General features: G+C 74.7%; 4 protein-coding genes. All 4 read left to right on the plus strand.

From position 1 onward, the window contains the following. Position 1: 1 nt before the first annotated feature. From Aut01nite_RS27105 to Aut01nite_RS27120, 4 genes are read left to right on the plus strand one after another with little or no spacing between them, the layout of a single operon-like run. Positions 2–14623 (plus strand): non-ribosomal peptide synthetase, encoded by a 14622-nt coding sequence (locus Aut01nite_RS27105; protein WP_043523666.1) that lies wholly within the window; start codon positions 2–4, stop codon positions 14621–14623. Continuing rightward, a complete protein-coding gene (locus tag Aut01nite_RS27110) occupies positions 14620–21882 on the plus strand; it encodes a non-ribosomal peptide synthetase (protein WP_052163415.1) in 7263 nt (2420 codons plus the stop codon). Before Aut01nite_RS27105 ends, Aut01nite_RS27110 begins: the two co-directional genes overlap by 4 nt. Positions 21883–21884: 2 nt before the next feature. After that, positions 21885–23519 (plus strand): ABC transporter ATP-binding protein, encoded by a 1635-nt coding sequence (locus tag Aut01nite_RS27115; protein WP_052163414.1) that lies wholly within the window; start codon positions 21885–21887, stop codon positions 23517–23519. Further along, positions 23512–25170, plus strand: coding sequence for an ABC transporter ATP-binding protein (locus Aut01nite_RS27120; protein WP_043523665.1), 1659 nt, complete (start codon positions 23512–23514; stop codon positions 25168–25170). The genes Aut01nite_RS27115 and Aut01nite_RS27120 overlap by 8 nt, the downstream gene beginning before the upstream one ends.

Raw genomic sequence — 25170 nt, forward strand, 5'->3', positions numbered from 1 at the left:
CTTGAACCTGGAGATCGACACCGTGACTGCCTCGCTGCCCTTGACCGCCGCCCAGGCCGGGGTCTGGTTCGCCCAGCAGATCGACACCACGAATCCGATCTTCAACACCGGCGCGGGCGTCGCGATCGACGGCGTGCTCGACGTCGCGGCGCTGGCCGAGGCCGGGCGGCGGCTGGTCGCCGAGACCGACGTGCTGCGGGTGCGCATCGACGGCCCGGACGACGAGCCCGTCCAGATCATCGACGACGCGATCACCGGTTCGCTCACCGTGGTGGACCTGCGCGGCGAGGCCGACCCGGACGCCGCCGCCGAGGCGTGGATCCGCGCCGACCTGGCCGACCTGATCGACCTGCGTACCGGGCCGATCTTCCGGCACGCCCTGCTGCGGCTGGCCGACGACCGGCAGATCTGGTTCCAGACCTGCCACCACCTGGCCCTGGACGCGTACACCTTCGCCCTCCTGATCAACCGGCTGGCCCAGCTCTACACGGCGCTGGCCGCCGGTGAGCAGCCCGCGCCGGCGACGTTCCGGCCGCTGAGCGACATGGTCGAGGCGGACGTCGCGTACCGCGCTTCGGAGCAGTTCGCCACCGACCGCGAGTTCTGGTCGCGGCGGTTCGCCGACCGCCCGGCGGTCGCCGGGCCGGCGCCCGGCACCGCGACCACCGCGCATTCCTTCCTGCGCGCCGAGCACCGGCTTCCCGAGCAGGTCACGGCCGGCCTCACCGCACTCGCCGCAGAGGTACGCGCCACCCGCGTCGAAGCGCTCTTCGCCGCGGTCGCGGTCTACCTGCACCGGCTGACCGGCGTCTCCGACGTGGTGCTGGGCCTGCCGGTGATGGGCCGCCTCGGCTCGGTCACCGCCAAGGTCCCCGGCACCGCCGTGAACGTGCTGCCGCTGCGGCTGCACGTCGGTGAGCGGGCGAGCATCGGTGAACTGATCGCCTCGGTGACCGCCGAACTGAAGGCGATCCGCCGGCACCAGCGGTACCGCGGCGAGGACATCCGCCGCGACCTCAAGCTGCTCGGCGGCGACAAGCGCTTGGTCGGGCCCTGGGTGAACATCAAGCCGTTCGGCGCCGCGCTGTCCTTCGGCGGCAATCCGGGGCACCCGGTCTACCGCTCGGCGGGGCCGGTCGACGACCTGTCGATCACCATCGACGACCGCGGCGACGGGCGGCTCGGGCTGACCGTGGACGCCAACCCGTCGCTCTACTCACGGCAGCGGCTCGACGAGCACGCCGAGCGGCTCGCCGAGTTCCTGCACCGCTTCGCCACGCTGGAGCCGGCCCGGCCGGTCGGCACGCTCGACGTGGTCACCCGCGCCGAGTGGGATCGGCTGCTCGCCGACGGCGCCGGGGAGTCCGCCGGACTGCCGGACGCGACCCTCACCACGCTCTTCCGGGAACAGGTGGCCCGTACGCCGGACGCGGTGGCGGTGACCGACGGCGCGTCGTCGCTGACGTATGCACAGCTCGACGCCGCGGCCGCGGAGCTCGCCGCACGGCTGGCCGCGACCGGGGCGCGACCCGGCACCATCGTCGCGGTCTGCCTCAAGCGCTCGACGCGGCTGCTGGTCGCGCTGCTCGCCGTCGCCCGGACCGGCGCCGCCTACCTGCCGCTGGACCCGGACTTCCCGGCCGAGCGCCGGGCCATGATGATCGAGGACGCCGCGCCGGTGCTGGTCCTCACCGAGGACACCGAGCTGAGCGGCGCCGGTGGCCCGGCGCCCGAGGTCCGGGTGAGCCCGGACGCGCCGGCCTACGTGCTCTACACCTCCGGCTCGACCGGGCGGCCCAAGGGCGTCGTGGTCACCCAGCGCAACCTGGTCAACTTCCTGCTCGCGATGCGGCGGCTCGTGCCGCTGAGCAGCGCGGACCGGCTGCTCGCGGTGACCACGGTCAGCTTCGACATCTCCGGGCTGGAGCTCTACCTGCCGTTGCTCAGCGGCGCGCGCGTGGTGCTCGCGCCGAAGGAGACCGTGCAGGACCCGGCGGTGTTGGAGGCGCTGGTCGCCTCGTCCGGGGCCACCGTGCTGCAGGCCACGCCGACGCTGTGGCGTGAGATCGCCGGCGCCGCGCTGCCGGGCGTGCGGGCCCTGGTCGGCGGCGAGGCGCTGCCCGCCGAGCTGGCCGACGAACTGCGCGCCGACACCGCCGGCGTCACCAACCTGTACGGGCCGACCGAGACCACCATCTGGTCCACCGCCGCGGAGATCACCACCGGTGGCACGCCGACCATCGGCCGGCCGATCCTGAACACCCAGGTCTACGTGCTGGACGCGGCGCTGCGGCCGGTGCCGTACGGCGTGGCGGGGGAGCTCTACATCGCCGGTGACGGCGTGGCGCTGGGCTACCTGGGCCGGGCCGGGCTGACCGCGGGCCGGTTCGTCGCCGACCCGTTCGGCCCGCCCGGCACCCGGATGTACCGAACCGGCGACCTGGCCGCCTGGCGTGCCGACGGCACCCTCGACGTGCTGGGCCGCGTCGACCACCAGGTCAAGCTGCGCGGCTTCCGGATCGAGCTCGGCGAGATCGAGGCGGCCCTGCTGGGCCACCCGGCGGTGACCCGGGCGGCCGTGGTGCTGCGCGACGGCCGGCTGGTCGGCTACGTGGTGGGTGACGCCGATCCGGGGGCGCTGCGCACGTTCGTCGGGGATTTCCTGCCCGACTACATGGTCCCGGCCGCGGTGCTGGTGCTCGACGAGCTGCCCACCACGCCGAACGGCAAGCTGGACCGCAACGCGCTGCCCGACCCGGTGTTCCAGGCGAGTGCCGCCGAGACCGCGCGCACCGTGGTGGAGGAGGTCCTCTGCGGGATCTTCGCCGAGGTGCTGGGTCTCGACACGGTCGGCGTCCGGGACGACTTCTTCGACCTGGGCGGGCACTCGCTGCTCGCCGCCCGGGTGGCGGCCCGGGTCCGGGCGGTGCTCGGCCGGGAGCTCACCATTCGCGACGTGTTCGACGCGCCGACCGTGGCCGGGCTCACCGGCCTGCTCAAGCGCTCCGCCGGGCTGCCGCCGCTGGTCGCGCTGCCGCCCGTCGAGCGGCCGCCGCTGTCGGCGGCGCAGCGCCGGATGTGGTTCCTGCACCAGCTCGACGGCGCCGACCCGACCTACAACCTGCCGCTCGCCCTCACCCTGACCGGACCGCTGGACGTGGCCGCGCTGCGCCGGGCCGTCACCGCGGTCGTGGCCCGGCACGAGCCGCTGCGCACCGTGTACGCCGTCGACGAGGGCGTGCCCTACCAGGTGGTGCTGCCCGCCCCGGAGGTCGAGCCGACCTTCGTGGACGATCTGGCCGAGGCGGTACGCCGGCCCTTCGACCTCGCCGCCGACCTGCCGATCCGCGCCCACCTGCACCGGGTGTCCGCCGACGAGCACGTGCTGCTGCTCGTGGTGCACCACATCGCGGCGGACGAGTGGTCGCTGACCCCGCTGCTCACCGATCTGGTGGCCGCCTACCGGGGCGAGCCGCTGGTAGCGCCCGCCCTGCGGTACGCCGACTTCGCCCGCTGGCAGGCCGGGCTGTCCCTGGACGACCAGCGGGAGCACTGGCGGTCGACGCTGCGCGACCTGCCCGGCCCGCTGGACCTGCCGACGGACCGGCCGCGCACCGCGACACCGTCGGCCGCCGGCGCCACGGTGACGGTCACCCTGCCGGACGGGCTGCCCGCCGCCCTGCGCGCGCTGTGCCGGGCCACCGGCACGACCATGTTCATGCTGACCCACGCCGCGACCGCCACCCTGCTGCACCGGCACGGCGCCGGCGACGACATCCCGCTCGGCACCCCGATCGCGGGGCGGCCCGACCCGGCCGTGGACGACCTGGTCGGCCTCTTCGTCAACACGCTGGTGCTGCGTACCGACCTGTCCGGCGATCCGGCCTTCACCGAGCTGCTGAGCCGGGTCCGTGCCGTGGACCTGGCCGCGCTGGCCCACGCGGACGTGCCGTTCGACCAGGTGGTGGACGTGGCCGCGGGGGAGCGCCGCGAGCTGTTCGACGTGATGGTCTCCTACCAGCACGCGCTTCCGGTGATCGGGGAGTGGCCGGTGCGGTTCGTCGACACCGGCACCGCCAAGTTCGACCTCTCGATCGACCTGGCCGAGCGGGACGACGACATCCTCGCCACCTTCGAATACCGCACCTCGCTCTTCGACCGGGCGACCGTCGAGGCGCTCGGTGCGCGCCTGATCCGGCTACTCACGGCGGTGGCCGCGAACCCGGACGTCCGGGTCGGCGCCGTCGACCTGCTCGGTGCGGACGAGCGGGCCGCGCTGCTGACCTGGAGCACCGCGACGGACCGGCCGGTTCCCGCCGAGTCGGTGGTGGACGTCTTCCGGCGCCAGGTCGCGGCCACGCCGGACGCCACGGCGGTGGTCTTCGGCGCCGAGACGCTGACCTTCGCCGCGCTCGCCTCCCGAGTGGACGCGCTCGCCGCGCGGCTGGTCGCGGCGGGCGCCGGGCCGGAACGCGTCGTGGCGGTGCAGCTGCCACGGTCGGCCGACTCGGTGATCGCCTGGCTGGCGGTGCTGGCGTCCGGTGCGGCGTACCTGCCGATCGATGTCGACCTGCCGGCGGAGCGGATCGAGTTCATGCTCGCCGACGCACAGCCCGTGGTGGTGCTGCGAGACCTCGATCTCGCCGGCGAGCCCCCGGTGTTCTCCGCGCCGGGGATTCACCCGCGGTCGGCGGCGTACGTGCTGTTCACCTCCGGGTCGACCGGGCGGCCCAAGGGTGTCGTGGTGCCGCACTCGGCGGTCACCAACTTCTTCCACCACCACGCGCGGGTGATCTTCCCGGCGCTGTCGGACGGACGGCGGATCCGGGTGGCGCTGACCGCGGCGCTCTCCTTCGACACCTCGTGGGAGGGCGTGCTGTGGCTGCTCGCCGGGCATGAGCTGCACGTCGTCGACGACGAGACCCGCCGCGACCCATGGCTGCTCAACGACTACGTGGCCACCCGCCGGATCGACTTCCTGGACGTCACGCCGTCGCTGGCCGATCGGCTGGTGGCCGAGGGACTGCTGACCGACGAGCGGCACGTTCCGGCATCGCTCGCCCTCGGCGGTGAGGCGGCGGGAGCGGCGCTCTGGACCGCGCTACGGGAATCCTCCACCACGGCGATCAACCTGTACGGGCCGACCGAATGCACCGTGGACACCCTGCTGGCGTGGGTGTCCGACAGCGAGTCCCCGTCGGTCGGCCGCCCGATCGGCAACACCCGAGCGTACGTGCTCGACGGCTCACTCCAGATGGTGCCGCCCGGCGTGGTCGGCGAGCTGTACCTGGCCGGGGCGCAGCTGGGGCGGGGCTACCTGAACCGGCCGGGGCTGACGGCCGAGCGGTTCGTGGCCGATCCGTTCGGCGCGCCGGGCACGGTCATGTACCGCACCGGCGACACCGTGCGGTGGACCGCCGACGGCAGTCTGGACTACGTCGGCCGCTCCGACGACCAGGTGAAGATCCGCGGCTTCCGGATCGAACTCGCCGAGATCGAGAACGTGCTGCGCACGTTCCCCGGCGTGGAGCAGGCCGTCGTCATCGCCCGCGAGGGGACGGCCGGCACGCCCAAGCGGCTCGTGGCGTACGTGGTCGGCGAGACCGACGGGGTGCGCGAGCACGCGGCGTCGCTGCTGCCGGACTACATGGTGCCGGCGGCGTTCGTCGAGCTGGACGTGCTGCCCACCACCACGGCCGGCAAGGTGGACCGCAAGGCGCTGCCGGCGCCGGTCATCACCGCCGCCACCGACGTCGCCGCCCCCCGCACCCCGCTCGAACAGGCCCTCTGCGACCTGTACGCCGGTCTGCTCGGCCTGCCCGCCGTCGGTGTGCACGACGACTTCTTCGCCCTCGGCGGCGACTCGATCGTCTCGATCCAGCTGGTCGCCCGGGCCCGCGCCGCGGGCCTGCGGATCACCCCGCGCCAGGTCTTCGACAGGCGGACACCGGCCGCGCTCGCCGCCGTCGCCGAGGTGGCCACCGCGACGGTGACCGACGCCGGCGGGACCGGCGAGGTGCCGCTCACCCCGATCCTGGCGTGGGCCCGCGACCTCGGCGTCGACCTGGACCGGTACAGCCAGGCGATGCTGGTGTACGCGCCCGCCGACCTGACCGCCGAGCGCCTGCGGGACGCGGTGCAGGCGCTGCTGGACACGCACCACCTGCTGCGGGCTCGGTGGACCGGCTCCGCCCTGGAGGTGCCGGACGCCCGGGACGCCGCCGGCCTGATCAGCGAGTCCGATCTCGAACCGGCCGCCGCGCTGGCCGCGGCGGTGGACCGGCTGTCGCCGCGCGACGGCGTGATGCTGCGGGTCGTCCGGTTGCCGGAACGGCTGCTCCTGGTCGCGCACCACCTGGTCGTCGACGGCGTCTCGTGGCGCATCCTGCTCGACGATCTGGCCCGCGCCTGCGCCGGCGAGCGGCTCACCCCGGCCGGCACCTCGTTCCGCACCTGGGCCCGCGCCCTTCCGCAGGCGGCGGCCGAGCGGACCGGCGAGCTCGGCCACTGGCTGGCGGTGACCGAGGGCGCGCCGGTGCCGCCGGTGCCCGAGGACGTGGCCGGCAACCTGACGGAGCTGACCGTCGAGGTCGGTCCCGAGGTGACCCGGGCGCTGCTCACCACGCTGCCCGAGGCGTACCACGCCGGCGTGCCGGACGTGCTGCTCGCCGCGCTCGCCCTGGCCGCCGGCCGGCCGCTGCTGGTCGGCCTGGAGGGGCACGGCCGTGAGGAGCAGGTGGTGCCGGGCGCCGACCTGACCCGTACGGTCGGCTGGTTCACCACCGAATACCCGGCGGCCATCGACACGGCCGGCGTGGCCGGCGCCGCCGCGATCAAGCGGGTGAAGGAACAGCTGCGCGCCGCGCCGGACCACGGCATCGGCTACGGCCTGCTGCGCCATCTCACCGACAGCGGCCTCGACGGCCGCCGTCATCCGGAGATCCTGGTCAACTACCTGGGCCGGTTCGACGGCTCGACCGGGCAGCCGTTCTCGCCCGCTCCCGAACTGCCCGCCCCGGCGGTCACCGTCGACGCGGACATCCCGGTGCACTACCCGATCAGCGTCAACGCCGGCACCGTGGACGGTCCGGACGGGCCGGTGCTGCGGATGCGGGTGTCCTACCTGCCGCACCGGGCGCCGTCGGTCGCCGACCTGATCGACCGGTGGGTGGGCGCGCTGACCGCCCTGGTCCGCGAACCGGGGCCGGGCGGGCGCACCCCCTCCGACTTCCCGCTGCTCGACCTGCGCCAGCACGAGGTGGAGGAGCTGGAGCGCCGGGTGCCCGGCCTCGTCGACGCCTGGCCGCTGTCACCGCTGCAGGCCGGCATCCACTTCCTGTCGTCGTTCTCCACCGACTCCGCCGACGTCTACCTGGTGCAGGAGCAGTTCGAGCTGACCGGCCCGCTGGACGTCGAGCGGTTGCACGCGGCCATGGACGCCCTGCTCGCGCGGTACCCCAACCTGCGGGGCGCCGTGCACGACCTCGGCCGCGGCCCGATCCAGGCGATCCCCGCCGAGGTGACCGTGCCGTGGCGGCACGTCGACCTGACCGGGGGCGGCGATCTCACCGCGCTGCTGGCCGCCGACCGTGCCGAGCGCTTCGACCTGAGCGCGCCGCCGCTGCTGCGGGTCACGCTGGTCACCACCGCCCCCGACCGGCACCTGATGGTCTTCACCCAGCACCACCTGCTGATGGACGGCTGGTCCGGGCCGCTGGCGATCCGGGACCTGTTCACCTTCTACGCGGGCGGCAATCCGCCGGCCGTGCGCCCGTACACCGATCATCTCGCCTGGCTGGCCCGGCAGGACACGGCGGCCAGCGACGCGGCCTGGGGCGCCGCGCTGGCCGGCGTCGAGGAGCCCACACTCGTCGCACCGGACGCGACCGGGGCGGCGGTGCCGCGGGTCGCCGAGGCGTTCCTGCCGATCGAGGGATTGACGGCGGTGGCCCGGTCGCGGGGGATCACCCTCAACACCGTGATCCAGGGTGTCTGGGCGGTGCTGCTCGGCCAGGTCACCGGGCGCGGCGACGTCGTCGCCGGCGCCACCGTCTCCGGCCGGCCCGCCGACCTGCCGGGCGCCGAGACGATGGTCGGCCTCTTCATCAACACCATTCCGGTACGCGTCCAGCCGTCGCCCGCCGACACCTGGGCGTCGCTGCTCACCCGGCTCCAGGCCGAGCAGGCGGAGCTGCTGGAACACCAGCACGTCGGCCTCACCGACCTGCACCGGATCGCCGGGCTGCCGCGGCTCTTCGACACGCTCACCGTCTTCGAGAGCTACCCCGTCGACTCGTCCGAACTGGCCGCGGGCAGCGGGCTCACCGTCCGGGCCGGTATCCCGCTCGACGCCACGCACTACCCGCTGAGCCTGGTCGTCATCCCGGAGGACCGGCTGCGGCTGCGCCTGGAGTACCGGCCCGACCTCTACACCGAGGACGCCGCCGCCGAACTGCTCGGCCGGGTGGTGCGGCTGCTGGAATCGGTCGCCGCCGACCCGGACCGGCGGCTGGCCTCGGTGTCGGCGCTCGACTCCGCGGAACTCGCCGCGCTGGAGGCGTGGAACGAGACCGCGTCGCCGGTTCCGGCCGAGTCGGTGATCGATGTGTTCCGCCGTCAGGTGGCGGCCACGCCGGACGCGCCGGCGCTGGTCTTCGAGAACGAGACGCTGACGTTCGCCGCGCTGTCGGATCGGGTGGACGCGGTGGCGGCGCGCCTGGTCGCGGCGGGCGCCGGGCCGGAGCGTACGGTCGCGGTGCTGTTGCCGCGGTCGGCGGATTCGGTCGTGGCGTGGCTGGCGGTGCTGGCGTCCGGTGCGGCGTACCTGCCGATCGATGTCGACCTGCCGGCGGAGCGCATCGAGTTCATGCTCGCCGACGCCGCTCCGGTCGTGGTGCTGCGCTCCCTCGACCTCGCCGGTGACGGTGGGGCGCCTCCCGCGCGGATCGATCCGCGGTCGGCGGCGTACGTGCTCTACACCTCCGGGTCGACCGGGCGGCCCAAGGGTGTCGTGGTGCCGCACTCGGCGGTCACCAACTTCTTCCACCACCACGCACAGGTGATCTTCCCGGCGTTGTCGGACGGACGGCGGATCCGGGTGGCGCTGACCGCGGCGCTCTCCTTCGACACGTCGTGGGAGGGTGTGCTCTGGCTGCTCGCCGGGCACGAGCTGCATGTCGTCGGTGACGAAGCTCGCCGCGACCCGCGGATGCTCAACGACTACGTGGCGCTCAACAAGATCGACTTCCTGGACGTGACGCCGTCGCTGGCGGACCGGCTGGTGGCCGAAGGGCTGCTGACCGACGAGCGGCATGTACCCGCGTCGCTCGCCCTCGGCGGCGAGGCGGCCGGTGCGGCGCTCTGGACCGCGCTGCGCGAGTCGCCCACCACGGCGATCAACCTGTACGGGCCCACCGAATGCACTGTCGACACCCTGCTCGCCTGGGTGTCCGACAGCGCGTCGCCGCTGGTGGGGCGGCCGATCGGCAACACCCGCGCGTACGTGCTGGACGGCGCGCTGCGGCCGGCTCCGCCCGGCGTCGCCGGTGAGCTGTACCTGGCCGGCGCCCAGCTGGGACGGGGTTACCTGAACCGGCCGGGGCTGACGGCCGAGCGGTTCGTGGCCGACCCGTTCGGCGCGCCGGGCACGGTCATGTACCGCACCGGCGACGTGGTCCGCTGGACGTCCGAGGGCAGCCTCGACTACGTCGGCCGGGCCGACGACCAGGTGAAGATCCGCGGTTTCCGGATCGAGCTGGGCGAGATCGAGAACGTGCTGCGTACGTTCCCCGGCGTGGAGCAGGCCGTCGTCATCGCCCGCGAGGGGTCGGCCGGCACGGCCAAGCGGCTCGTCGCGTACGTGGTGGGTGCGGAGCTGGACGGGTTGCGCGAGCACGCGGCGTCGCTGCTGCCGGACTACATGGTGCCGGCGGCGTTCGTCGAGCTGGACACGCTGCCGACCACCACGGCCGGCAAGGTGGACCGCAAGGCGCTGCCGGAACCGGACTTCGCCGCGTTCACCGTGACCGCCGCCCCGCGCACACCGGTCGAGGAGGTGCTCTGCGGCCTCTACGCGGACCTGCTCGGGCTGCCCGCCATCGGGGTGCACGACGACTTCTTCGCCCTCGGCGGGCACTCGCTGCTCGCCACCAGCCTGGCCGCCCGCATCCGGGGCACGCTGGGCGCGGCGGTCACCATCCGGGCGATCTTCGAGGCGCCGACCGTGGCCGGCCTGGCCCGGCGCCTGACCGAGGCCGCCGACCCGCGCCCGGCCCTGACCGCCCGCGAGCACGGCGACCGGCTCCCGGTCTCGTTCGCGCAGCGGCGGCTCTGGTTCCACGACCGGCTCAACGGGCCCAGCGCCGCCTACAACGTCGCGTTCGCGCAGACGCTCACCGGGCCGCTCGACGTGCCCGCGCTGACCGCCGCGCTCGGCGACGTGGTGGCCCGGCACGACAGCCTGCGTACCGTCTTCGGCGACGAGGACGGCCAGCCGTACGCCCGTCTGCTCCCGGCGGACGGCACACCGCTGGCGGTGGTGCGCTGCATTCCCGAACGGCTCGACGCGCTGCTGGCCGAGGCCGGCGGCGAGCCGTTCGACCTGGCACGCGGGCCGCTGTTGCGGGCCACCCTGTTCGTGACCGGCGAGCAGGAGGCGACCCTGCTGCTGCTGTTGCATCACATCGTCACCGACGAGTGGTCCGAGGGTCGGCTGATGAGCGACCTCGGCATCGCGTACGCCGCCCGGCAGGCCGGCACCGCGCCCGGCTGGACCCCGCTGCCGGTGCAGTACGCCGACTACGCCCTCTGGCAGCGGGACCTGCTCGGCGACCCGGCCGACCCGGACAGCCGCGCCGCCCGGCAGGCCGCCTTCTGGCGCGACGCGCTGGCCGGTGCCCCCGAGGAACTGGCCCTGCCCACCGACCGGCCCCGCCCGCCGGTGCCGTCCCACACCGGCGGGATCGTCACCTTCGACGTGCCCGGCACGGTGCACCAGCGGCTGCGCGGGCTGGCCCGGGAGACCGGGACCACCGCGTTCATGGTGGTGCAGGCGGCCACCGCGGTGCTGCTCAGCCGGCTCGGCGCGGGCGACGACATCCCGCTCGGCAGCCCTCTGGCGGGCCGCGACGAGGAGGTCCTCGACGACCTGGCCGGCTTCTTCGTCAACACGCTGGTGCTGCGCACCGACGTCTCCGGCGACCCGACGTTCCGCGACCTGGTGACCCGGGTCCGCGCCGCCGACCTGGCCGCGTTCGCCCACGCCGACCTGCCGTTCGAGCGCCTCGTCGAGGCGGTCAACCCGGAACGCTCGGCCGCCCGTAACCCGCTCTTCCAGACCATGCTGGCCTACCAGCACGTGCCCGCCGAGGTGCCGGGCCTGCCCGGCCTCACGGTCACGTCGCGGCCGATCGACACCGGGACGGCCCAGTTCGACCTGGGCATCGTGGTCACCGAACGGCACGGGGTGGACGGCCTGGCCGGCGCCGTCGAGTACGCCGCCGACCTCTACGACCGCGACAGCGCCGCGTTGCTGGCGGCACGCCTGGTGCGGCTGCTCGACGAGCTGACCGCGGCGCCGGACCGGCCGATCGGCACGGCCGGGCTGCTCACCCCGGACGAGCGTGCGGCGGTCCTGGCGGCCGGTCGTGGCCGCGTGGTGGGGCATCCGGCCGGCACGCTGCCGACGCTCTTCGCGGCGCAGGCGCGACGCACTCCGGAGGCGGTCGCGCTGGTCGACGGAGCGATCTCCTACACGTACGCCGAACTGGACGCCCGCACCAACCGGGTGGCCCGGGCGCTGCGGGCCCGCGGCGCCGGACCGGAGCGGATCGTGCTGGTCAGCCTGCCCCGCTCGGCGGACCTGATCGTGGCCGAGCTGGCGGTCAGCAAGGCGGGCGCGGCGTACCTGCCGTTGGAGCCCGGCCAGCCTGCGGAGCGGCTCGCGGCGATCGTCGACGCGGCGCGGCCGGTGCTGACCCTCGACGGGGAGCTGCCGGAGGACGCCGACTCCTCGGCGCTGGAGAGCACCCCGGAGCCGCTGCACCCGGCCTACGTGATCTTCACGTCCGGCTCGACGGGCCGGCCCAAGGGCGTGGTGGTGCCGCACGCCGGGCTGGCCGCGATGGCCGGCACCTTCCACGAGACGCTCGGCCTGCGTCCGGGCAGCCGGATGACGCAGTTCGCGTCGCCCAGCTTCGACGTCACCATCGCCGAACTGGTCGCCACCCTGACCTGCGGGGCCACCCTGGTCGTGGTGCCGCAGGAGCAGCGGCTCGGCGAGGACTTCGCGGCGTTCGTCACCGAGCACGGCATCACCCACTTCGCGGTGCCGCCGTCCGCGCTCGGCGCGATCCCGGCCGGGAGCATCCCGGCGCACGTCACCGTGGTGACCGGCGCCGACCGGTGCCCGCCCGAGCTGGTCGAGCGGTGGGCCGCCACCAACCCCATGATCAACGCGTACGGGCCGACCGAGACCACGGTCAACGCGACGTTCTGGGAGTGCGGGCCGGGCCCGGTGCTGATCGGCCGGCCGGACCACGACCGGACCGCGTACGTGCTGGACCACCGGTTGCGGCCGGTGCCGCCCGGCGTGCCCGGCGAGCTGTACCTGGGCGGGGCGGGCCTGGCCCGCGGCTACCTGGGCCAGCCGGGCCTGACCGCGCAGCGCTTCGTCGCCGACCCGTTCGGTGCGCCGGGCAGCCGCCTCTACCGCACCGGCGACGTGGTGCGCTGGGTGGACGGGCAGCTGGAGTTCCTGGGCCGCGCCGACGAGCAGGTCAAGATCCGCGGCTTCCGGATCGAGCTCGGCGAGATCGAGTCCGTGCTGCGGGCGCATCCCGCCGTCGAGCAGGTGGCGGTGGTGGTCCGGCCGGCACCCGGCGCCGTCTCCGAGGAGCCGGGACAGCGTTCCGGATCAGCCGGGCAACGGCACCTGGTCGCGTACGTCGTGGGGAAGGCCGACGGGCTGCGCGAGCATGTGGCGGCGGCGCTGCCGGACTACATGGTCCCGGCCGCGTTCGTGGCGCTGGACGAGCTGCCGCTCAACGCGGCCGGCAAGGTGGACGCCAAGCGCCTGCCCGAGCCGGTCTTCGCCCCGGCCGAGACGGTGGCCGCCGAGTCCCCGCTCGAACAGCGGTTCTGCGACCTCTTCGCCGAGCTGCTGGGCCTGAGCGAGGTGGGCGCGACGGACAGCTTCTTCGCGCTCGGCGGTGACTCGATCGTCTCCATCCAGCTGGTCTCGAAGGCCCGTGCGGCCGGTCTGCGGATCTCGCCGCGGCAGGTCTTCGAGGCGAAGACCCCGGCCGGCCTGGCCGCCGTGGCGACGGTGGACGAGGCGACGGCGGCGGAGTCGCCGGACGCCGGGCTCGGCGACGTGCCGGTGACCCCGATCGTGGGCTGGCTGCGCGGGCTCGGCGCCCCGATCGAGCGCTTCCACCAGGCGATGCTGCTGCGCGTGCCGGACGAGGTGACCGGCGACGACCTGATCCCGGCGCTGCAGGCGGTACTGGACCGGCACGACCTGCTGCGCGCCGGCTGGACCGGTGAGCGGCTGCACGTCCCGGCGCCGGGCGCCGTCGACGCGGCCACGCTGATCCGGCCGGCCGCCGGCGACCTGCACGCCGCCTACGCGGCCTCGGTGGACCGGCTCGAACCGGCGAACGGGGTCATGCTCCAGGCGGTCACCGCACCGGGCCGGCTGCTGCTGGTCGCGCACCACCTGGTGGTGGACGGCGTCTCCTGGCGGATCATCGTGCCCGACCTGCAGCAGGCCTGGGAGGCGGTGGCCGCCGGCAAGCGCCCGGACCTGGCGCCGACCGGCACCTCGTTCCGCACCTGGGCGACCGGTCTGCGGGCCGCGGCGGGCGCGCGGGCCACGGAGATGGCGTTCTGGCGCCGTACCGTCGAAGGTCTTGATCGTGTGGTCTGGCACGGCGAGACGCGGGAGCTGGTCCGGACGCTGCCGCCGGAGCGGACGGCCCCGCTGCTCACCACGGTGCCGGCGGCGGTGCACGGCAACACCCAGGACGTGCTGCTCGCCGCGCTCGCCCGCGCCCTGGCGCCCGGCGGCGACCTCGTCGTGGAGCTGGAGGGGCACGGCCGTGAGGAGCAGGTGGTGCCCGGCGCCGACCTGTCGCGCACGGTCGGCTGGTTCACCACCACCTATCCGGTACGCGTCGGCGGTGACCTGAAGCAGGTCAAGGAGCAGTTACGGGCGGTGCCGGACAACGGCATCGGCTACGGCCTGCTGCGCGACCGGATCGGCCACGTGAACCCGCCGGTGCTCTTCAACTACCTGGGCCGGTTCACGGCCGGGGACGGCATGTGGGCGCCGCACGACGAGGATCCGGGAACGGTGCCGGACGGGATGCCGCCCGGCCACGGCCTGGACGTCACCGTGACCACGCTCGACGGCGCGGACGGCCCGACGCTGCAGGTGCACTGGTCCTGGCCGTCGGACGCACACACCGAGGCGGAGGTGCGGGGCTTCGCCGAGGCGTTCGAGGCGGCGCTGGACGCGCTCGCCGCCGGTGACCTGGACGCGGGCCTGACCCCGTCCGACCTGCTGGTTCAGCTGAGCCAGGACGAGATCGACGACTTCGAGAACGAGTGGGGCGACCTGTGAGCGACAAGCCGGCTGGACTGCAGGACATCCTGCCCCTCTCCCCGCTGCAGGAGGGCTTCTACTTCCTGTCGCAGTTCGACGACGCGGACGTCTACACCGTGCAGCAGGTCCTCGAGCTGGACGGCCCGGTCGACGCCGACCGGCTGCGGGACGCGATCGCCGGGCTGCTGGAGCGGTACCCGAACCTGCGGGCCGCGTTCCGGCCGCGCAAGACCGGCGAGCCGGTGCAGCTGATCCCGGCCAAGCTCGAGGTGCCGTTCTCGGTCGTCGACCTGCACCCGGCGGCCCTGCCGCGGCTGCTGGACCAGGAGCGGGGGCGCCGGTTCGACCTGGCGAAGCCGCCGCTGCTGCGCTGGGTCCTGGTCCGGCTGGGGGAGGACACCCACCGGCTGGTGCTCACCGCCCATCACATCCTGCTCGACGGCTGGTCCGGTCCGCTGCTGGTGCAGGACCTGCTCGCCCTGTACGCGGGTCGGGCGCTGCCGCCCGCGCGGGCGTACCGTGACCATCTCGCCTGGGTGACCCGGCAGGACACCGCGGCGGCGCGCCGGGCGTGGGCCGCGCATCTGGCCGGCGTGGACGAGCCGACGCTGCTCGCCCCGGCACGGCCGGAGCGCCGCGCGGTCGTGCCCGTCGAGGTGTCGGCCGCGGTGCCGGCCGGGCCGCTGACCGCGTTCGCGCGGGCCCACGGCGTCACGCTGAACACCGTCGTGCAGACCCTCTGGGCGATCCTGCTGGGCCGGTTCACCGGCCGTGACGACGTGGTGTTCGGCGCCACCGTCTCCGGCCGGCCGGCGTCGCTGCCCGGCGCCGGTGAGATGGTCGGCCTCTTCATCAACACCGTCCCGGTCCGGGTGCGGCTGCACCCCGCGGACACGTTCCTCGACACGGTGCAGCGGGTGCAGGCCGAGCAGGCCGGGCTGCTGGACCACCAGCACCTGAGCCTGTCGCAGATCCAGCGGCAGGCCGGTGGCGGCACGCTCTTCGACACGCTCGTGGTCTTCGAGAGCTACCCCGTCGACGACGACTCGCTGGCGGCCTCGCAGGAGTCGGCCGGCCTGCGGATCACGGCGGTGACCGGGCGCGACGCCACCCACTATCCGGCGACGCTGACCGTGGTGCCGGACCCCGAGCGGGTGACGTTCAGCCTGGACTACCGGCCGGACGAGTTCTCCCCGGAGTGGGCGGCGAGCCTGCTGGAGCAGCTGACCGGCCTGGCGGCCACGCTGGTCGCCGACCCGTCGGCGCGGCCCGCCTCGGTCGACACCTGCCCGCCGCCGCTCGTCGGGGAGATCACGGCCGGGCCGGACGAGCCGGTGACGGACGTCTTCCGGCGGCAGGTGGCGGCAACGCCGTCGGCGACCGCGCTGGTGTCGGGCGGGTCGTCGCTCAGCTTCGCCGAGCTCGGCGCCCGGGTGGACGCGCTCGCCGCGAGCCTGGTGGCGCGGGGCGCCGGACCCGAGCGGGTGGTGGCGGTCGTGCTGCCGCGCGGGGTGGACGCCATGGTGGCGTGGCTGGCGGTGCTGGCCGCCGGGGCGGTGTACCTGCCGATCGACGCGGGCCTGCCGGCCGAGCGGATCGACTTCATGATCGCCGACGCGGGCGCGGTGGTGGTGCTGCGCGCCGGCGCCGGCGCCGAGCCCGGCCCCGCCGAACTGCCCGAGGTACGGCTGGAGAACGCGGCCTACCTGCTCTACACGTCCGGATCGACCGGCCGGCCGAAGGGCGTGGTGGCCGACCACGCCAACCTCGCCAACCTCTACGCCGCCCAGCGGGCGATCTTCCCGGCCGACCGGCGGATCCGGGCCGCGCTCACCGCCGCGCTCTGGGTGGACACCGCCTTCGAGGGCCTGCTCTGGCTGATCGCCGGCCACGAGCTGCACCTGATCGACGACGAGACCCGGCACGACCCGGCGCTGCTGGCCGAGTACGTCGCCACCCGGCGGATCGACTACCTGGACGTCACGCCGTCCTTCGCCGAGCCGCTGCTGCCGCTGCTCACCACCGCGCCGCGGTACCTGGTGGTCGGTGGTGAGGCGACCGGCCCGGCGCTCTGGTCGAGGCTGCGGGAGACCGGGAGCACGGTGGTCAACCTCTACGGGCCCACCGAGTGCACCGTGGACGCGCTCGTCGCGTACGCCGCCGACAGCGAGACGCCGCTGGTCGGGGGGCCGATCCGGAACACCCGCGCGTACGTGCTGGACGCGGCGCTGCGCCCGGCCGACACCGGTGAGCTCTACCTGGCCGGCGCCCACCTGACCCGCGGCTACCTGGGACGCGCCGGGCTGACCGCGACCCGGTTCGTCGCCGACCCGTTCGGTGCGCCGGGCGCCCGGATGTATCGCACCGGCGACCTGGTCCGGCGCGTCGGCGCCGGCCTGGAGTTCGTCGGCCGCACCGACGACCAGGTCAAGCTCCGTGGTTTCCGGGTCGAGCTGGGCGAGGTGCAGGCCGCGCTGGAGGCGGTGCCGGAGGTCCGGCAGGCCGCCGTGGTGGTCCGCGCGAACCGCCTGATCGGCTATGTGACCGGCGACGTCGACCCGGCGAAGCTGGCGGCGCGACTGACCCTGCCGGAGCACATGGTGCCGGCCGCTTTCGTGGTGCTCGACGCGCTGCCGCTGACCGCGGCCGGCAAGGTGGACCGCCGGGCGCTGCCGGAGCCGTCGATCAGCGTCGGCGCGGCCGCCGCCCGCAACCCGGTGGAGGAGACCCTCGCGGGCCTGTTCGCCCAGGTGCTCGGACTGCCGGCGGTCGGCGTCGAGGACGGCTTCTTCGCCCTCGGCGGCGACAGCATCCTCAGCCTCCAGCTGGTCGCTCGCGCCCGCGCCGCGGGCCTGCGGATCACCCCGCGACAGATCTTCGAGCAGCGTACGGTCGCCGCCCTCGCAGGCGTGGCCGAGCCGGTCACCGCGCGGGCCCGTCCGGCCGTGGCGGCGACCGGCCCGGTGCCGCTGACCCCGGCCGTCGGGTGGCTGGCCGAGCAGGGCGTGCCGGCCCGGTTCAGCCAGTCGATGCTGTGGCGGACCCCGGCCGGGCTGACCCGTACCACGCTCACCGGGATGCTGCGCACCCTCGCGGATACCCATGAGCTGCTGCGGGCCCGCTGGGTCGGCACCCACCTGGACGTCCCGCCGCCCGGCGTGACACCGCACCTGACCGTGCTGCCCGGCGACGCCGACGTGGAGCACGCCCGCGCCGAGGCGGTGGCCCGGCTCGACCCGGCCGCCGGGGTGATGGCCGTCGCGGTCTTCTTCGACGCGGGCGACCGGCCGGGCCGTCTGCTGCTCGTCGTGCACCACCTGGTGATCGACGGCGTCTCCTGGCGGGTGCTCGGGGACGACCTGCGCACCCTCGGCGAGGGCGGCACGCTCGCCCCGGCGCCGACCTCGTTCCGGGCCTGGGCGACCGGGCTGGCCACCGTCGACCGCACCGCCGAGACGGGGTACTGGGCCGAGGTGCTGGCCGGCGACGAGCCGCCGCTGGGCGACCGGGCCGTCGACCCGGCGATCGACACCGTCGGCGCCAGCCGGGTGGTCTCCGTGACGTTGCCGCGGCTGACCGAGGTCGCCGCGCGGTTCCGGGCGACCGTGCAGGAGGTGCTGCTCGGCGGCCTGGCGGTGGCGCTCGCTCCGCGTACCGGCGGGTCGATCCGGGTGCAGCTGGAGGGCCACGGCCGGCACGAGGAGGCCGTCCCGGGCGCCGACCTGTCCCGCACGGTCGGCTGGTTCACCACCGAGTACCCGGTTCGCCTCCAGGTGGGCCGGGAGAAGCCGTCCACCGCGGTCAAACGGGTGAAGGACCAGCTGCGGACGGTGCCGGGAGACGGGCTGGGATACGGGTTGCTGGGGCTGCCCGCCACCGCCGCCCAGGTGCTCTTCAACTATCTCGGGCGGTTCGAGGACGCCGCCGAGGGCGGCGACTGGACGGCCGTCGACGGACTCGGCGGGGACGCCGACCCGGACAGCCCGATGACGCATGTTCTCGAGATCAACGTGGCGGAGACCGGGGGAGCGCTGACGGCGCACCTGGCGTACCCGGAGGGCGTGCTCGACCAGGCGTCGGTGGCGGAGATCGCCGCGCGCTGGGATGCGGCGCTCACCGAACTGCGGGACGCGCCCGGCGGGCGCAGCACCGCGGACCTGCCGTTGCTGAGCCTCACCCAGGACGACGTCGACGACCTGGAGCGGCGCTACCCGGATCTGACCGACGCCTGGTCCCTCGCTCCGCTGCAGCGCGGCCTCTACTTCCTGTCGTCCTACGACGAGGCGGCGGGCGACGTCTACACCGTGCAGCAGGTCCTCGACCTGTCCGGCCCGCTGGACGCCGCACGCCTGCGGGCGGCCGCCGCGGAGCTGTTCGAGCGGCACCCCAACCTGCGGGCCGGCTTCGTGACCAGCCCGTCCGGCGTACCGGTGCAGGTCATCCCGGCGCACGTCGAGCTGCCGTGGCGCGAGGTCGACGGCGGCGACCTGGACGAGATCCTGACCGAGGAACGCGGCCACTTCGACCTGTCCCGGCCGCCGCTGCTGCGCTGGACCCTGCTGCGGCACGGCCCGGACAAGCACCAGCTGATCAGCACCGAGCACCACATCCTGCTGGACGGCTGGTCCGGTCCGCTGGTGGTGCAGGACCTGCTCCGCGTCTACGCCGGCGCCGCCGGGAAGACGGCACGTCCGTACCGGGAGCATCTCGCCTGGCTGGCGACCCGGGACGTCCGCGCCGCCGAGCGGGCGTGGCGGGACGCCCTGGACGGGCTGACCGAGGCGACCCGGGTGGTGCCGCCGGACGCGGGCGAGGCGGCCGGGCCCGGCTATCTCGACGCGCGGCTGCCCGATGAGCTGCGGACCCGCCTGACCGCGCTGGCCCGGGAGCGGGAGGTCACCCTCAACACCGTGGTCCAGGCCGCCTGGGGCGTGCTGCTCGGCGGGCTGACCGGCCGCGACGACGTGGTCTTCGGCGCCACCGTCTCCGGGCGCGAGTCCGGGCTGGACGGGGTCGAGGACATGATCGGCTTGTTCATCACCACCGTGCCGGTACGGGTCCGGCTGCGGACCGGGGAGCCGTGGCACGAGCTGCTCACCCGGCTGCAGGGCGAGCAGTCCCGCCTGCTCGAACACCACCACCTGGGTCTCGCCGAGATCCAGCGGGCGCACGGGCGCGGCGAGCTGTTCGACACGCTCACCGTCTTCGAGAGCTATCCGGTGGACGCCGAGGGGCTCGCCGCCGGCGAGGCGTCGGCCGGGCTCACCATCGAGGGTGTACGCCAGCACGACGCCACCCACTACCCGCTGACCCTGGTCGCCGGCGACGAGGACGGGCTGGTGCTCAACCTGGAGTACCGCCGCGACCTGTTCACCGCCGAGCAGGCCGGCACCCTGCTGGACCGGCTGACCGGCATCCTGTCCGCGCTCGCCGCCGACCCGGCGCTGCCGGTCGGCCGCACCGACGTGGTGGCGCCCGCGGAGCGGCAGCGGATGCTCGTCGACTGGAACGCCGACCGCACCCCGGTCACCGCGTCGACGCTGCCGGCGATCCTGAACCGCTGGGCCGCCGAGACCCCGTCCGCGCACGCCTTGACGGTCCGCGACGAGACCCTGACCTACGCGGCGTTCGCCGCCCGGGTCAACCGGCTGGCCCGGCTGCTGATCGAGCGCGGGGCGGCGCCGGAGCGGCGGGTCGCGCTGCTGCTGCCGCGGGGCGTGGACATCGTGGTGGCGATCTGGGCGGTGCTGGCGTCCGGTGCGGCGTACGTGCCGATCGACCCGGACTACCCGGCCGACCGGATCGCGCTGATGCTGGACGACGCCGACCCGGTGCTGGTGCTCACCGATCGTGCGCACGCCGGGCTCCTTCCGGCGTCGTCGCCACGGCTGCTGGTGGAGGACGACCCCGCGGCCGGCTACGACGGCACCCCGGTGCCGACCGATCTCACCCCGGACAACGCGGCCTACGTGATCTACACGTCGGGCAGCACCGGCCGGCCCAAGGGTGTCGTCGTGCCGCACCGTACGGTGGTCAACCTCTTCGCCAACCACGACCGTGACGTGCTCACCCCGGCCCGGCTGGACCGGCCCGGCGGCCGGCTGCGGATCGGGCACAACTGGTCGTTCGCCTTCGACGCCTCCTGGCAGCCGATGCTCGGCCTGCTCGGCGGGCACCACCTCGACCTGGTCACCGAGGAGGTCCGGCGCGACCCGGCCGCGCTCGTCTCGTTCATCAGGGACCGGGGGATCGACTTCATCGAGCTGGCGCCCTCGCACCTGGAGCAGCTGCTCGCCGCCGGCCTGGCCGAGGGCGGCCGGACCGGTCTCTCGGTGCTCGGCGTCGGTGGTGAGGCGATCCCGCAGCCGCTCTGGGAGAAGATGCAGCACCTGCCGGGCACTGCCGCGTTCAACTTCTACGGGCCGACCGAGTGCACCGTGGACGCGGTGGTGGCGAACGTGCGCGACTCGGCACGGCCGCTGATCGGCCGGGGCGTCACCAACAGCAGCCTCTACGTGCTGGACCACGCGCTGCGGCCGGTGCCGCCGGGTGTGGACGGCGAGCTCTACATCGCCGGGGCGCAGGTGGCCCGCGGCTATCACGGCCGGCCGGACCTGACCGCGGGCCGGTTCGTGGCCGACCCGTTCGGGCCGCCCGGCACCCGGATGTACCGCACCGGCGACGTGGTGCGGTGGACGGCGGACGGGCGGATCGACTTCGTCGGGCGTACCGACAACCAGGTCAAGATCCGGGGCTTCCGGATCGAGCTGGGGGAGATCGAGGCCGCGCTCGCCGCGCACCCCCGGGTCACGCAGGCCGCTCTGGACGTACGCGACGACAACGGTGTGAAGCGGCTCATCGGCTACGTGGTGGCGCCCGCCGACCTGGCGCCCGGTGACCTGCGGGCGTTCCTGGCCACCCGGCTGCCGGCGCACCTGATCCCGGCCGCGTTCGTGGTGCTCGGCGCCATGCCGGTCACCGTGAACGGCAAGATCGACCGGGCGGCGCTGCCGGCTCCGGTGATCGAGGGCAGCGGCCGGGCGCCGGTCACCGAGACCGAGCGGGTGCTCTGCGAGACGGTGGCCGAGGTGCTCGGCGTGTCCGGTGTGGGCGCCGACGACGACGTGTTCGACCTGGGTGCGGACAGCATCTCGGCGATGCGGCTGGTGGCCGTGGCGCGTACCCGTGGGGTGAGCCTGCGGACCCGTGATCTGTTCGCGGGCCGCACGGTGGAGGCCGTGGCGCGCCTCGCCGAAGCTCAGGTTAGGCTGCCCTAATCATGAGGCGGATTCTGGGCTGGGCCCTGCGCGACAGCGGCCCACGACTGAGTGTCGCCTGGCTCTTCGGGCTGCTCTACCAGGGCGGTCTGCTGGCCCTGCCGATCTGTCTGGGCCGCGCGCTCGACCAGGGCATCCGGCCCGGCGACGACGGGCGGCTGCTGTTCTGGGTGGGCGCCCTGCTGGCCGTCTCGGTGGCGCTCACCGCCGGCGAGTTCGGGATGCGCTGGTTCGGCGTGCTGGGCGCCTCGCGCACCGGCAACCGGCTGGTCGCCCGCCTCGCCGACCACGTGCTGCGGCTGGACCGCCACGGCGTCCAGCGCTACGGCTCCGGCGACCTGATCACCCGGTCCACTCGCGACGTCGAGGCGGTGCACACCTTCCTGGCCGGGGCGCCGACGCTGCTCAGCGGCCTGCTCGGCTGCGCCGCGGTGATCGTCTCGATCGCTCTGCTGGAGCCGGTCCTGGCCGTCGTCGGCCTGGCCACCCTGCCGCTGCTGGTGCTCGTCAACCTCTGGTACCCGCCCCGTTTCGAACGCTCCAACCAGCAGGTCTCGCAAGCGCACGCGGAACGCGCGGACGCGGTCGAGGACCTGCTCACCGCCGGCCTCGCGGCCCGCGGCCTGGGCGGCGAGCACATGCTGGTACGGCGCCATCACGAGCGCAGCGCGACGGTGACCGACCGGACGCTGAGCCTGGCCCGGATCACCGCGAACTGGTCCGCGCACGCCCCGTTCCTGCCCGCCCTCGCGCTCGCGGTGGGTGTGCTGGTCGGCGGTCTGTCCGTGCTGGACGGCGCCCTGACCGTCGGCGGGCTGGTCACCTTCGCCGGCTGGATGAGCCTGCTCAGCCTGCAGGTGGAGCGGATCACCGGCCGGTTCGCCCAGGTCGGCGCGGGCTGGACCGCCGCCGGCCGGATCGCCGAGGTGCTCGACATCGCGGTCGCGGTGACCGACCCGGACCGGCCCGTGCCGCTGCCCGCGCGCGGCGACCTGATCGCCACCGGCCTGCGCGCCGAGCTGCCCGGGCGCACGCTGACCTGGCCGGACCTGCACGTCACGGCGGGCGAGTTCGTCGCGATCACCGGGCCGGTCGGCACCGGCAAGACCACCCTGCTGCGCCTGCTGGCCCGGCTGGAGGACCCGGCGGCCGGAACCGTGCGGTACGGCGGTGTGCCGCTGCCCGGCGCCGCGCTCACCGACCTGCGCGCCCGGATCACCGGGGTTCCGCAGCGGCCGGTGCTGCTCTCCGGCACCATCGCCGACAACCTGCGGCTCGGCCGGCCCGAGCTGACCGACGAGGAGCTGCGGGCCGCGTGCCACGCAGCGGCCTTCGACGTGGACGCGCTGCCCGACGGCTACGCCACCGAGGTCGGCGAGCGCGGCGACGCGCTCTCCGGCGGCCAGGTCCAGCGGCTCGCCCTGGCCCGCGCGCTGCTGCGCCGCCCGTCCGTGCTGCTGCTCGACGACGTGACGTCGGCCGTGGACGGACCGACCGAGACGGCCCTCCTGGACCGGCTGCGCGGCTGGCTCCCGGACGCCACCATCATCGCCGCGACCTCGCGCCCGGCCGTCGCCGAGCGCGCCGACCGGGTCATCGAGCTGCGGTCCGACCTCGCGGAGGTGGCGCATGGCTGAGATCCGGATGCTGAACGAGGAACCCGAGCTGCGCGGCGTGCTGCGCCGGGTCTGGCCCTACCTGCGGCCGCACCGCCGGCTGCTGACCGCCGGGGTCACCGTCAACCTGCTCTCCACCCTCGCGCTCAGCCTGGTGCCGGCCGTCGTCGGCCGCGCCACCGACGCGCTCCTCGACCTGGACCGCGATCGGCTCCTGCAGCTGTGCGCGCTGCTGTTCGTCCTGGTCATCGCCCGGATGGTGCTGCTGCGCCAGGCCGAGATCCTGCTGGTGCGCCTGGGCGAGCGAGTGGTCCGCGACCTGCGCGACCGGGCGGTGGAGCGGCTCGCCGCCGCGCCGTTGCGCTTCCTGGAGACGCACCGCGGCGGAGACCTGCTGCAGCGGGTCACGGTCGAGGTCGCCGAGCTGGCCGCCTTCGTACGCCAGCAGATCCCCGACCTGATCTCGCTCACCGGCTACGTCGTGTTCACCGCCGTGGTGCTGTTCACCTCGTCCTGGCAGCTCGCGTCGCTGCTGGTGGTGCTCTTCGCGCCGGCGATGTGGCTCATCGGGCGGCGCTTCCGCCGGGCCGCCGGCGACGCGTACGCCGGGGAGGCGGCCGCCGAGGCGCAGGTCACCGCCGCGGTGCGGGAGACCCTGGAGGCCCGCGAGCAGGTGCAGGCAGCCGACGCGGCCGGTCCGTGGCGGCAGCGGCTCGGCGAGCGCCTGGACGCCTGGTTCGCTGCGGTACGGCGTACCCAGAAGGCTCTGACCTGGCTGGAGACCGCCTGGATCGTGCAGGGGGTGGTGACCGCCGGACTGCTGCTGGCCGGCGGCGCGATGGTCGCGGCGCAGACCGTGACCGTCGGCGTGGTGGTGACGTTCGTGCTGGCCAGCCGGGAGCTGTTCAGCTCGGTCGACGACCTCACCTACGTGGCCGGTGAGCTGGTCGGCTCGCAGGTCGGCCTGGCCCGGCTGCTCGACCTGCTGGACGCGACCGAACCGCCGGCGCGCGAGCGGACCGGCGGCGGCGCGGGATCGGATCTGGCCGTCGAGGGCGTCTGCTTCGGCTACGGCCCGGACCGGGTGCTGCACGAGGTGAGCCTGGAGTTCCCGGCTGGTTCCCGGGTGGCCCTGGTGGGCGAGACCGGATCCGGCAAGACCACCCTCGCCAAGCTGCTCTGCGGGCTCTACACCCCGGACGCCGGCACGGTCCGCCTCGGCGGCACCGACCTGGCCGGGATGGACGAGCGGGAGCTGCGCCGCCGCCTGGTCCTGGTGCCGCAGCAGGTGCACCTGATCACCGGGACGCTCGCCGAGAACCTGTTCACCGACGCGGACCCGATGCCGGCCGTCCGGCAGCTGGGGCTGGCCGACTGGGTGGCGTCGCTGCCCGACGGCCTGGACACCCACCTCGGCCCGCGCGGCGCCCACCTCTCCGCCGGGGAGCGGCAGCTGATCGGGCTGATCCGGGCCGCCCTGCTCACCCCCGACGTGGTGATCCTCGACGAGGCCACCGCCGACCTGGACCCGGCGACCGCGCACCGCATCGAGACCGCGGTCGCCCAGCTGCACACCGCCCGCACCCTGATCGTCATCGCCCACCGGCAGGCCACCATCGAGCGGTTCCCGTGCGTGGTACGCCTGGCCGGCGGCGTCCTGGCCGGAGCCTGA

Source organism: Actinoplanes utahensis (genome assembly GCF_016862455.1).
GTDB lineage: Bacteria > Actinomycetota > Actinomycetes > Mycobacteriales > Micromonosporaceae > Actinoplanes > Actinoplanes utahensis.

Excerpts from the sequence above, each read along its gene's own strand:
- Aut01nite_RS27120 (WP_043523665.1), top strand. The coding sequence starts at position 23,512 with ATGGCTGAGATCCGGATGCTGAACGAGGAACCCGAGCTGCGCGGCGTG.
- Aut01nite_RS27115 (WP_052163414.1), top strand. The coding sequence starts at position 21,885 with ATGAGGCGGATTCTGGGCTGGGCCCTGCGCGACAGCGGCCCACGACTG.